This window comes from Granulicella sp. S156, assembly GCF_009766105.1.
In the GTDB taxonomy this organism is placed as follows: domain Bacteria; phylum Acidobacteriota; class Terriglobia; order Terriglobales; family Acidobacteriaceae; genus Granulicella.
Genome location: NZ_LMUH01000001.1, coordinates 329,358 through 341,528, shown reverse-complemented (window position 1 = coordinate 341,528; position 12,171 = coordinate 329,358). Strand labels below are relative to the sequence as shown.

General features: G+C 58.2%; 6 protein-coding genes. 2 read left to right on the top strand and 4 right to left on the bottom strand.

From position 1 onward, the window contains the following. Positions 1-2 precede the first annotated feature (2 nt). Entirely contained in the window at positions 3-1,808 is a 1,806-nt protein-coding gene (locus GSQ91_RS01445; protein WP_158819465.1) for a NirA family protein, read from the bottom strand. A 591-nt stretch (positions 1,809-2,399) separates the two neighbouring features. On the opposite strand from GSQ91_RS01445, the gene GSQ91_RS01440 reads away from it, so the two are divergent. Further along, positions 2,400-3,884 (top strand): alginate export family protein, encoded by a 1,485-nt coding sequence (locus GSQ91_RS01440; RefSeq protein ID WP_254064311.1) that lies wholly within the window; start codon positions 2,400-2,402, stop codon positions 3,882-3,884. Between the two features lie 182 nt (positions 3,885-4,066). Continuing rightward, positions 4,067-5,749 carry a uroporphyrinogen-III synthase gene (locus GSQ91_RS01435; RefSeq protein ID WP_158819464.1) on the top strand — a complete coding sequence of 561 codons (1,683 nt, stop codon included), beginning with the start codon at positions 4,067-4,069 and terminating at the stop codon, positions 5,747-5,749. Between the two features lie 105 nt (positions 5,750-5,854). Here the strand turns inward: GSQ91_RS01435 and GSQ91_RS01430 are convergent, their stop codons facing one another. The 3 genes from GSQ91_RS01430 to GSQ91_RS01420 all read right to left on the bottom strand — a co-directional run bounded on the left by GSQ91_RS01430 (position 5,855) and on the right by GSQ91_RS01420 (position 12,167). Further along, positions 5,855-7,249: an acetyl ornithine aminotransferase family protein gene (locus GSQ91_RS01430; protein ID WP_158819463.1), complete on the bottom strand. Its 1,395-nt coding sequence runs from the start codon at positions 7,247-7,249 to the stop codon at positions 5,855-5,857. Positions 7,250-7,689: 440 nt separating this feature from the next. Then, positions 7,690-9,222: an aldehyde dehydrogenase family protein gene (locus GSQ91_RS01425; protein WP_158819462.1), complete on the bottom strand. Its 1,533-nt coding sequence runs from the start codon at positions 9,220-9,222 to the stop codon at positions 7,690-7,692. Next, the gene (locus GSQ91_RS01420) at positions 9,219-12,167 is read right to left on the bottom strand and encodes an FAD-binding and (Fe-S)-binding domain-containing protein (protein WP_158819461.1); all 2,949 of its coding nucleotides are present in this window, start codon (positions 12,165-12,167) and stop codon (positions 9,219-9,221) included. The genes GSQ91_RS01425 and GSQ91_RS01420 overlap by 4 nt, the downstream gene beginning before the upstream one ends. Between the last annotated feature and the right edge of the window lie 4 nt (positions 12,168-12,171).

Here is a 12,171-nt window from a genome sequence, read left to right as displayed (position 1 = left end):
GCTCAAATCTCCTTTCCAGGGAGTTGCGCAAACTGACGCAAATCTTCGATGGAGTAACGGTGGCTGAAAGAGAGAAATGTCTCGTCCTCCGATAGACGATGCCGCTCAAACGCTGTGAAGAGGTTCTCCATGAGCGGCGGAAGATCGGCGAATCGAATTGCTGGAAGCAACTCGCGTGCCAGACTCTGGTCCTGATCCGAGCCGCCACCGAGGTTGACCTGATATCCCTCTTCACCACCGGTCTTCAATCCCAGCAGGCCGATGTCGCCGATGTAATGTTGCGCACACGAATGCGGACAGCCGGTTACGTGGAGATTGATCGGCTGCAATACCTTAAAATGCTCGTCGAGATGTTGAGCGAGCGCGACAGCGTGCGACTTAGTGTCCGTTGCGGAGAAGCGGCAACCCTGATTCCCTGTGCAGGCGATTGTGCCGGACAGTATGCGGCCTGCGCTGAACTGCAATCCGGCAGCGAGGAGCTCCTGTTGTGCAGCCTCGAGATGTTCTTCTCGAACGTTAGGTACGATCAGGTTCTGCCAGACCGTGAGGCGAAGCTCTCCGGAGCCGAAGCGATCTGCGATCTCTGCCAGAGCGCACATCTGCGCGACAGGAAGGCGGCCTACGGGGATTGAGACTCCGATGTAATGCAGCCCCGTCTGTGCCTGTGGATGCATGCCAATATGTCCGGCGCGATTGATCGGCTTGCGAGCAACGCATTCGCTCTCTGGAAGACGCAGTAGCGGAAAAGAGAGCAACCGCTCTGTTTCTTCGAGGAACTTTTCTACTCCCCAGCGATCGACCAGATACTTTAACCGTGCTTTCTTGCGGTCTGTGCGGTCGCCATTTTCGCTGAACACCCGGATCATTGCGGCCGCGACAGCAACTGCTTCATGCGGGTGAAGGATGACTCCGCAGTCGCTTGCAAACTGCCGGTGGCCCGTGATGCCACACAACACGATGCGGAAGTAGACGCCGGCAGGAAGTGCCTTGCCTTCGTCAACGCGTACGGCGAGGAATCCGATGTCATTGGTGTCGGCTACCACGCCAATGGACCCACCACTGTCGAATGCAACGTTGAACTTGCGGGGAAGGTCGTACATGTCGCGCGAGTTCAGGATGTACTGGTTCAGAGCCTCGGCGTAGGGAAGTACGTCAAGCAGTTCTTCGGGGTCTATGCCTGTGATAGGCGAAGCGGTGATATTGCGAATGTTGTCGGCCCCGGCGCCCCGTGAACTCATGCCGAGCGACTGGATTTTGTTGAGTACTCTGACGATGTCGCGCGGTTGAAGCTCGCGAATCTGCAGGTTGGCGCGGGTGGTGATGTCCACACGGCCGGAACCCCAGTCTTCTGCCATCTCTGCAAGTCCACGAAGCTGTGCGGAGGTCAGCACCGCGCCAGGAACGCGCAGCCGCAGCATAAAAGAGTCTTGCGTGGGAGCGACGTAGAACAAGCCATGAAACTTAAAGCGAAAGATTTCTTCGGCGACGGGTGTGCGGTTTTCATTGGCATGTGCGAGAAGCTGGTCCCAGATGTCGAGTGGATTCTGTTCGTATTTCCATAACTCCTCGCGGTTGAGGTCCTCGACCGGTGTGCCGTGGAACATCTCCACGACAGGCGCTGCGGCATTCGTCACGCCGGTGTTGGAGTCTGCAGTAATAAGCCCCAAAGCCGTATGGCCGACAAAGGGCATTCTCTGCTTTATTCCCGCAAAAAAGCCTTCAAGATACTGCTGTTGCTCGAGCGTGAAGGGCTCGTCCGGCTGGAGCGTTGTGGAACTTCCGTTTTGGGTGACAATCTGCGATGACATGCTCGGACTCCTGGGGGAGACTGACGATGATATGGAACGGCCTCGCTGAATTGCCCCTTTGCAGAAAGATGCGGGTGCATTCCAGGAACGGCCCGTTCAGGGCTGCCTTGTGTTCAAAGCTCATCGCGGAGCATGTGTTGTAACGGTTAGGTGAACAGAGGAGACGGCATGGTCTCACTCGAATCGGCGGCTGGACTGACGGAGTCGCAATAAATACTACCGATGGGTCGATCATAGCGAGACTCGCGAGAGAGCGCAAGACCGCACTGCTTCCAATAGCTAGATGAGCGTGAAGACTGCTGTCCGAAGAATGCAGTTCTTGCATCGCGATGGCGGCTGTGTTACATCTCTGTGACAACCCTTGTTGGAAACGCGGCACCTGGATGTGTCGCGATAGTTGATGCCGGTGACCTCGTGGGTGCGTCCGGTGTCCCTTCTGCATAGTGCTGAGTGTCCCCGTCGCCGGATGGGCCGCTCCTTCACGCCTTCGCCATTGTGCGACTCCATCACATCGACCTTTGACCGGGCGCATCTGCGTGCGCGGTCCATTCCCTAGAAAATCCCACACTTTTGTCTCCGAAGGAGAACTGCATGATTTGGAAGAAACTTATGCTGCGCGCGCTTCTGCTGGTTCCCGGTATAGTTGCTGTTTCTGCAGGGGCGCAGACGTCAGTCGCCCCCTCTTCACCTGTCAGCATCACAGTGCTCGACCGTACGCGCACAGATGCCAACCAGTGGTACGCAGACCCGCCCTACACGACGACGTATCCCTACGTGGAACAACTCTTGCGTATCGGCGTTGCGCAGAAGATCAAGCAGTTTGACTGGCAGCTTGAGATGTCGCAGAACACAGTCTTCGATGTCCCTACGACCTCGGTCTCCACGGTAACGGCACAGGGGCAGCTTGGTCTTGGAGGCACGTACTATGCAGCCAACAGCAATACGACACCTGCTGCGGCCTCTTTCCGCCAGGGTTTCCTGCGCTATCACTGGAATGGCCCGGATAAGACGTTACGCCTCGGCCGCTTCGAGTTCTTCGATGGACAGGAGACGCAACCGAAAGATGAAACTCTCGCGTGGCTTCAGACCAACCGTATCGCTCAACGCCTGATCGGAAACTTCGGCTTCTCCAACGCACAGCGCAGCTTCGATGGGCTCGACAGCCACTATGGCCAGGGAAGTTGGGACGTCACAGCTATGGCAGGCCGTGTGACACAAGGCGTCTTCAATATGAACGCCAATCCCGAACTCAACGTCGATCTGCAATACCTGGCTTACAGCAAATATGACTTCGGCCAGCACTTCCTGTGGCGCGTGTTCGCTATTGACTATCACGATGGCCGTACGGGTGTCGCCAAAACGGACAACCGGGCACTCGCCGTGCGGCAGGCAGACCACAAGAACATCCGCCTCGGAACCTATGGTGCGGACTTCCTCACCACAATTCCAGCTGGTCCGGGTAGTATCGATGTCGTGTTCTGGGGAGCCCTGCAGAATGGCAACTGGGGCGCGTTGAACCAGCATGCCGGTGCTGCGGATGTTGAGACTGGCTATCGCTTTACGAAAGTAACTTCAAAACCGTGGCTGCGCGGCGGCTTCTTTCGTGGTTCCGGCGATTCCAATGCAACCGACAATCAGCACAACACGTTCTTCCAAATTCTCCCGACTCCGCGCATCTATGCACGATTTCCGTTCTACGACCTGATGAACAGCCGTGATGAATTCATTCAGGTCGTCGATAACCCCGCCAAAAAGCTTGAGATCCGCTCGGACATGCACTTCCTGCAACTGACCTCGAATGCAGATCTCTGGTATCAGGGCGGCGGTGCCTACGACAACAAGGTTTTTGGATACACGGGGCGGCCTGCAGGCGGCCATAGCAGCTTCGCTTCGGTCTATGACATCAGTTCGGACTACCAGATGACTCACGAACTCGCACTCAATCTGTACTACGCACATTCCTTTGGTAAACAAGTGGTCAAGACGGATTATCCGGCTGGGGCCTCTGCTAACTATGGTTATCTTGAACTGGTTTATCGTTGGGGAGTTAAGCAACGCATTACAGCCACACCGTAGGGCGGTTCCTCTTATAGGTTATAGAGCGAGTTGTGGGGATCGAGTGCCGATTCTCCTTGAAAAATGGCACTCGCAAACCCCATATCCATCGCGAGACAGGAGAACTGCTCTAATCTGGATACAACAGTTTCACCCGCTGAGCCGCTGGTCCGTGGAGGCAGTGGGGGCGTATGGGGTAGCGAATGGCGCATGCTAGCTTCGACGGGCTCCGTGTATTGTCGTTGGAGTCCCGTCGGGCAAAAGAAGTCGAGAAGCTTATCCGCACATACAGTGGCGAGCCCTTTGTTGTGCCTGCGATGCGCGAGGTCAAGCTCGAATCCAACCATCAGGCGCTTGCGTTTGCGGATCTCCTGCTCAAAGGCGAGATCGATGTTGTGCTTTTTTTCACCGGTGTAGGCGTGCGTGCGCTGCTGGAGATTGTTGAGACCAAGTATGACCGCGAAGCCTTTCTGGAAGCTCTTCGCGCGACCAGGATCGTAACTCGGGGGACAAAGCCCGAGGCGGCCTTGCGTGGTTTGAAGATAAAGTCTGTGGCCACCGCGCAGGAGCCGAGCACGTGGCACGAGGTGCTTGGAGTGATGGACAGCACCTTCGGCGAAGAATTGAAGTCGTTGCGGGTCGCTGTGCAGGAGTATGGCGCCTCCAATCCGGAGTTGCTTGCCGAGCTTACCGAACGTAGCGCGTCCGTTATGAAAGTCCCGGTATATCAATGGGCGTTGCCGCACGACCTCAAGCCTCTTCGAGAGTGCGTACATAGCATCATCCACGCGGGGATCGATGTCATTCTGTTCACCACTGCTGTTCAGGTCATCCATTTGATGATGGTTGCGCAGGAGATGAACTGCGTTCCTGACCTTATACGTGGCTTCCGGTCGGTCGCGGTAATCTCCGTAGGACCGACAACGACTGCCGAGCTGCTTCATTATGGAATTACACCGGACTTCGAGCCCTCTCGGCCCAAGTTGGGCTTTCTGGTGAATGAGGCCGCCCAATATGCTGCGCAAGTGCTGAAACAGAAGCGCGAACGCGCTGCTACGCTTGGCGTGGAACTCCTCGAGGAGGAGATGCCCGCCGAACAGAGTTCTCCTGTTGGCACGGTAACGAGGGCTGCAACATCAAGACGAGTCGTGCGTAGGGTCGAAGAATCGACCTCTACGATGGCCGGCTTCCGCGACGGACTCAATTCTTTTGAATTTTTGCATGAGATCAGCAGCCGTATCGCTGCGGCAGACCCGCTCCATACTGTGCTGGATCGCGTCGTCGAATTTGCGACGACGATGATCCCCTGTGACTCCTGTTTTGTCTATGTGCTGGAGGCCGACAAGCTCGTATTGCGAGCCTCGCACAACCCGCACGTCGATCTAGTAGATCGTCTGGATATACCGATGGGGCAAGGCATCACGGGTTGGGTGGCCGAGCACCGCCAACCGGTAGCTATTGCTTCGAAGGCGTCGGAGGACGCTCGCTTTGTTCTGTTCAAGAATGTTCCTGAAGACTCGTTTGAAGCTATGCTTTGCACACCCATTCTTTGTTCCAGCAAAGTAGTGGGCGTCATCAACCTGCAGCACAGGCTCTCTTATCGCCATAGCGAGGTTGAGGTGCGTCTCCTGTCTATGATTGGCTTTCTTGTTGGCGCGGAGATCGAACGCGCGCGGCTTGAAACCGAGAATCTACAACTCACTGACCGGCTTGAGACGCGCAAGGCCGTAGACCGGGCGAAAGGTGTTCTCCAGCGAGACCTTCTTCTCAACGAGAGCGACGCCTATCGGTTGATGCAGCGGGAGAGCCGTCAACGCCGTAAATCTATGCGTGATATAGCAGAGGCGATCTTGCTTGGCGACGATCTCAAGAAGCTGAAATCCTGAAGCTGCTTTGTAGAGATGCCCAACGGCGGGGCTGAAACCCCGCCGTTCAAAGCAAACACTTCGCTAAGGGGTGAAACGAAGCTTGATGACATTCCCTTAGTTCATTCAGGATTGTGCTGCGATGCATTCTTCCAGGATGTCCATCGCGATTGCTGCCTCTTCTTGTGAGATGGTCAGCGGAGGCGACAATCTCACACTCGTTTCGCCACACCCCAGGAACAGGACTCCGCGTTCGAAGGCCATATCGATGATTCGATCGCGCACCGCACCGATGGGTTGGCGGGACTGCTGGTCTTTGACGATCTCGATGCCGATCATGAGCCCGCGTCCACGCACATCGCCGACGATGCCGTACTTCGATACCCAGGTCTCCGCGCGCGCCTTCATGGCGGCACCGACGGTGGCCGCATTCGATATCGCCTCCTGTTCGAGGACGTCCATTGTCGCAAGAGCCGCGGCGATGGCAACAGGATTGCCGCCAAAGGTTGAAGCGTGGCTTCCTGGTTTCCAGTCCATGATCTCAGCCTTCGTCATGCACACGCTCAAGGGCATGCCGCTCGCGATGCCTTTGGCCATGCATACCATGTCAGGCTCGACGCCTGTGTGCTGCACCGCCCACCACTTACCAGTGCGGCCTGCACCGGACTGAACTTCGTCCACGACCAACAGGATTCCGTGGCGGTCGCAGATCTTGCGCAGCTCCTGCATGAAGACTGTGGGAGCGACAACATATCCGCCTTCGCCCTGGATCGGTTCGACGAAGATGGCGGCGACCTCTTCCGGAGGCAGGATAGTCTTGAAGAGCCGCTCTTCGATATAGCGCGCGCACCCGAGTGCGTACTCTTCTTCGGCCTTTGCACCGCCTGAACATCCGCGATAGGCGTACGGGTACGGCACATGCGTTACGCCTGGTACGAGCGGAGCAAAGCGGCGTTTCTGTTGGGGCTTTGAAGCTGTGAGCGAGAGTGCGCCCATGGTCCTTCCGTGGAAGGCTCCGAGGAAGGCGATGATGTTTTGCCGCCCAGTATGATAGCGGGCCAGCTTCAGAGCGCATTCGACGGCCTCTGCGCCGGAGTTGCCGTAGTAGAACTTGTGGGGGCCTTTCATGGGGGCTACTGCGCTGAGTCGCTCCGCCAGAGCTACCATTCCTTCGTAGTAGAAATCCGTACCGCTCATGTGGATCAGTTCGGCAGCTTGTTCCTGGATCGCCTTCACTACCTTCGGATGACAATGGCCTGTAGAGGTCACGGCAATGCCTGCTGAGAAGTCGAGGAACTCATTGCCATCGACATCTTCGATGCGGGTGCCGCGTCCACGCTTCGCGACCAAGGGGTAGCTTCGTGTGTAGCTCGGGCTCATGAGCCGATCGTCTGCTTCTACGATGGCCTTTGCTTTGGGGCCAGGCAAAGGCGTCTTCAGCTTTGGCCCGAACTGAGCCAGTTCCTCGTTGCTTACTGTCTGAAATTTATTTTCTACCTGATTCTCGAATGCGACGCTCATCTTATCCTCCCAGTACCTGCTTAGATTTCGTTTGGAAGCCACGCCATGTAGTCCCGTTCCCTTGACGGAGGGTACGGATCTTCTCTTGCCGAGGAAAGCAGCAAGTACGGCGCAAACTATAGCTTGAAATGGGGCAGGGAGAGGTTTAGTCGCCGCCGAAGAGACTGGGCCGACTCGAAGTCGGAAGAAGGCGAGAGAGGATGCTTGCTCGGAAGCGTCTTTCCAGGTGCCGGCGGTTTGTTGTCTGACGTGTCTTCATTTGAGTTCTCGGTGTCTTCTCTTGTTGTCCGGTTCTACCGTTAGGATGACTCGAAGAAAGAAAAATGAATTGCGGACAGTGTAGTCGTCTTCGTACAGGGTTGGCATCAGAAAGTGTGGCAAAACGTGGCTGGGATTGATGGGCTTAGCCTTTGTGCGAATATCGCCCAAATTGTTTTCGCTCAATCGATATCGAAACTTACACCTTGTGCCAGAGGAAGCTCGGTTCCGTAGTTGATGGTGTTGGTGGCGCGGCGCATGTATTGCTTCCAGGAGTCGGAGCCGGATTCGCGGCCCCCTCCAGTCTCTTTTTCGCCGCCGAAGGCGCCACCGATCTCCGCGCCGGAGGTGCCAATGTTGACGTTGGCGATGCCGCAGTCCGAACCGGCTGCGGAGAGGAAGCTTTCGGCTTCGCGAAGGTTCATGGTGAAGATGGACGAAGAGAGGCCCTGGGGGACATCGTTGTGCAGCGCGAGGGCGTCTTCGATTTCGAGGTAGCGGAGCACGTAGAGAATGGGCGCGAAGGTCTCGTGTTTCACGATATCGGTCTGGGTGGGGATCTCTACCAGTGCCGGGCGCACGAAGAAGGCCTGAGGGCTTTCGGGAAAGGGAATGCGGTCGCCTCCTGTGATCTTTGCTCCGGCGCTGCGGGCCTGCTCGAGCGCCTGCTGCATCGCCTTGAACGAACGTTCGTCGATCAGGGGGCCGACGAGAGTGCCGGGTTCGCGAGGATCGCCCACTACGACTGAGGCGTATACCTTTTTGAGTTGTTGTACGAGCGTGTCGTAGATCGACTCATGCACGATGAGGCGGCGCAGTGTGGTGCAGCGCTGTCCGGCGGTGCCCATGGCCGAGAAGGCGACGGCCCGGACGGTGAGATGCAGGTCGGCTGTAGGCGCGACGATGGCGGCGTTGTTGCCACCGAGCTCTAGAATTGCGCGGGCAAAACGCGCAGCCAGGCGAGGGGCGACGGTGCGTCCCATGGCGGTTGAGCCGGTGGCGGAGACGAGAGGAATGAGCGGGGAAGCGACGAGCTGCTCTCCGGCGCTGACGTCGCCGATGAGAAGTGCCGCGAGTCCATCCGGAACGCCGCCGAACTTTGCCGCCGCGCGCAGGAAGATGGTGTGCGTGGCGAGAGCGGTGAGTGGTGTCTTCTCCGAAGGCTTCCAGACCACGGCGTCACCGCAGACGAGCGCCAGTGCGGCGTTCCACGACCAGACGGCGACGGGGAAGTTGAACGCCGAGATGACGCCGATCGCGCCGATAGGATGCCAGGTCTCCATCATGCGATGCGAGGGACGCTCCGAGGGCAGCGTGAGGCCGGCGAGCTGTCGCGAGAGGCCCGCTGCAAAGCCGCAGATGTCGATCATCTCCTGCACCTCTCCGAGGCCCTCGGAGAGGATTTTGCCGGTTTCAATGGTGACGAGCCGTCCCAGTTCAGGGAGAGCTGCGCGCAACTCATCTCCGAGGATGCGGATGAGTTCGCCGCGCTTGGGCGCGGGTACGTTTCTCCACTCGAGATAGGCCTGGTGAGCTTTGGCGACGGCGTCGGCTGTGGCGGAAGGCGTGATTCTGGGGACGTGAGCGATGACCTCGCCGGTGATCGGGGTGCGCACGATCAGGTCTCCGCCTGTGTAGGCTTCGCGGGATACGCCGAGTTGAGCGAGCAGCGTGTGGACTTCGTCCTGAAGAGTAACGGTTGTAAGTGTGGTCATGAGAGATTGCTGCTTTCTGCGGTGGAGTGGTTCGTAAATGTGACGGAAGACTGTGCGAGGAGTTCGGCGAGATGAAGGGGGCGAACGCCGGTGTTCTGCACGACCTGTTCGCAACAGCTAAAACCGTCGCTAACGATCATAGTTTCTTGGGACGCGTTACGGATAGCGGGCAGCAGGACGCGTTCCGCGAGCTTCTGGGAGAGGTCGAACTTATCTTTCTCGAAGCCGAAGGGGCCGGCCATGCCGCAGCAACCGGAATCGAGTAGTTTCACCTGCGAACCGGTAGCGCGGAGAAGAGTCATTTCGTCGTTCATGCCCATGGTGGCGCGGTGATGGCAGTGGCCATGAACGACGATCTTGCCGTTCATGGCCGGGGGACGATAACCAGGAGCGTGGTGGACCAGAAACTCACTGAGGAGAAATGTCTGGTTGCGGAGCTTGAGCGCGCGCGGATCATTTGGCAACAGATTGGTGAGCTCGTCGCGGAAGACAGCGGCGCAGCTTGGTTCGAGGACCACAATGGGAGTGTCCTTCGCAAGCTGTGGGGCTAGTACATCGAGAACTTTAAGCAGATACGTCTTTGCTGTGTCCAACATTCCGAAGTCGTAGAGAGGGCGGCCGCAACAGAGATGCTGTGTCGGGAGGAGGACACTGAAGCCCGCCTCCGTAAGTACCTTGTGCGCGGCTTGCATGGTGGAAGGGTGGAAGTAGTTATTGAAGGTGTCGGCCCAGAGGAAGACTTCGGGAGCGCCATTTTGGGTGTTGGGCCGACGTTTGCTGGTGAAGGGTTTAGCGAAACGCGGGAAGCTTCGTTTTCCGTGAATGTGAAGCAGATACTTGATTACGCTGCTCAAGATCGGAGCGTTATTGATCGCGTTGACGAGGCCGGGAGCGAAGCTGGCCAAGCGTGCCCACACGTCGATCCGACCGAAGGCGTAGTGGGAGAGAGGGCGCAGGGTTCCCTCATAATGATGGGCCAGAAACTCGGACTTATAGGTGGCCATATCCACACTGACCGGGCACTCGCTCTTGCAGGCTTTGCAGGCGAGGCAAAGGTCGAGGGACTCTTTGACCTGTTTGTTCTTCCACTGATCTTTGAGGACTTCGCCCTGCATCAGCTCCCATAGCAGGTGGGCGCGGCCGCGCGTGGAGTGCAACTCTTCGCCCGTGGCCATGAAGCTGGGGCACATGGTTCCGGCGTCCTGCTTGCGACAGGCGCCGACGCCGACACAACGGAGATTTGCGGAGGCAAAGGAGCCGTTGTCCTCGAGGAAGGCGAAGTGCGTCTCGGGCTTCAGCGGCTTGTAGTCTGCGCCGAGGCGAAGGTCTTCGTGGGGCTCATGGGCGTCAATGAGTTTGCCCGGATTCATCTTGTTGGTGGGATCCCAGAGACGCTTGAAGGAGCGGAAGGCCTCGATGAGCTCGGTGCCGAACATCTTGGGCAGAAGCGAACCGCGTGCCTGTCCATCGCCGTGCTCACCGGAGAGCGATCCGCCATGAGCCAGGGCGATGTCCGCGGCGCGATCCAGGAAGCGGCGGAAGGAGAGAATGCCGGCTTCCGTCTCGAGATCGAAGTTGTGGCGCATGTGCACGCAGCCCTGGCCGAAATGGCCATACATGGGACTGGTGTAGCGGAACTCCTGCATCAGCGCATAGAGGGCACGCAGGTAAGAGCCAAGCTGCGTTGGGTCGACGGCAGCGTCATCCCAACCCTCCCAGCCGGTACCTTTGCCGGGGACAAAGACGGTGGCAGCGAGGCCGGATTCGCGAATGTGCCAGATGCGTGCGGCTTCGGAAGAGGTGTAGATGCGAACCGAGGGCGTGATGGGTAACGCAGCCATCGCCGTGGCGAGGCCTTGAGCCCGCTGGTCGGCCTCCGCCTGGGTTGCGCCTCCGAATTCAACGATCAGAAAGCCCTGACCAGAGGGGAGAAGGCTGAGGTCTTCCACTGATTTCTGCTTGCGGCGCATGGCGTCGAGCAGAAGGCCGTCCATGCCTTCGAGGCCGATGGGGTGATGCTCCAGAAGGGCAGGGATGTGGTCGGCGGCGATGAAGACGTCCTCAAAGCCGATGCCCATGAGCGTACGGAACTGCGGGCTATCCACGAGTCGAAGCGTTGCGCCCAGGATGATGACGCAGGTGCCTTCGCTGCCAACGAGCGCGCGGGCCACGTTGAAGTCGCTCTCAGGCAGAAGCTCATCCAGGTTATAGCCGGAGACACGACGGGCGATCTTCGGAAAGCGAGTGCGAACCTGATCGGCGTAGCTAGTGCTGATCTGCTTCAGTGTTGCGTAGATCTCACCCGTGCGGCCACCGGCAGCGATCAGCTGTGTGAGCTCCGCCGCGCTGGTGGGGCCGACCGTCAGGCGCGTGCCATCGTAGAGCAGAAGATCGAGCGAGTGGATGTTATCCACCGTCTTGCCGCCCATGAGGGCGTGAACTCCGCAGGAGTTGTTGCCGATCATGCCGCCGATGGTGCATCGGCTGTGGGTCGCAGGGTCTGGAGCGAAGGTGAGTTCGAAGCGCTCGGCGGCCTCGCGAATGCGGTCAAGGACAATGCCTGGCTGCACATGGACGGTGCGCGTGATGGGGTCCACGGCACCCATGCCATTCATGTACTTGGAGAAGTCAAAGACGACGGCGAAATTACATCCCTGGCCCGCGAGGCTGGTTCCAGCCCCGCGAGTCAGGATGGGTGCGTCGAAGGTTCTACAGACGGAGACTGCTGCGATGACATCCTCTTCGTCGAGAGGGATGACCACCCCGATGGGAACGTGCCGATAGTTTGAGGCATCGGTCGCATACAAGGCTTTGGACGCGGCATCGAACCGGACCTCGCCGCGCACACTCTTCCGAAGCTGCACCTCGAGCTCTGCGGCGCCTGGAAACTCATCGCGCGCACGAGCGTGTGAACTCGGCAAAAGTACGAAGGGCGAGGCAGTCATTGCT

Coding starts and splice junctions, on each gene's coding strand:
- GSQ91_RS01445 (WP_158819465.1), bottom strand. CDS start 1,808: ATGTCATCGCAGATTGTCACCCAAAACGGAAGTTCCACAACGCTCCAG.
- GSQ91_RS01440 (WP_254064311.1), top strand. CDS start 2,400: ATGATTTGGAAGAAACTTATGCTGCGCGCGCTTCTGCTGGTTCCCGGT.
- GSQ91_RS01435 (WP_158819464.1), top strand. CDS start 4,067: ATGGCGCATGCTAGCTTCGACGGGCTCCGTGTATTGTCGTTGGAGTCC.
- GSQ91_RS01430 (WP_158819463.1), bottom strand. CDS start 7,249: ATGAGCGTCGCATTCGAGAATCAGGTAGAAAATAAATTTCAGACAGTA.
- GSQ91_RS01425 (WP_158819462.1), bottom strand. CDS start 9,222: ATGACCACACTTACAACCGTTACTCTTCAGGACGAAGTCCACACGCTG.
- GSQ91_RS01420 (WP_158819461.1), bottom strand. CDS start 12,167: ATGACTGCCTCGCCCTTCGTACTTTTGCCGAGTTCACACGCTCGTGCG.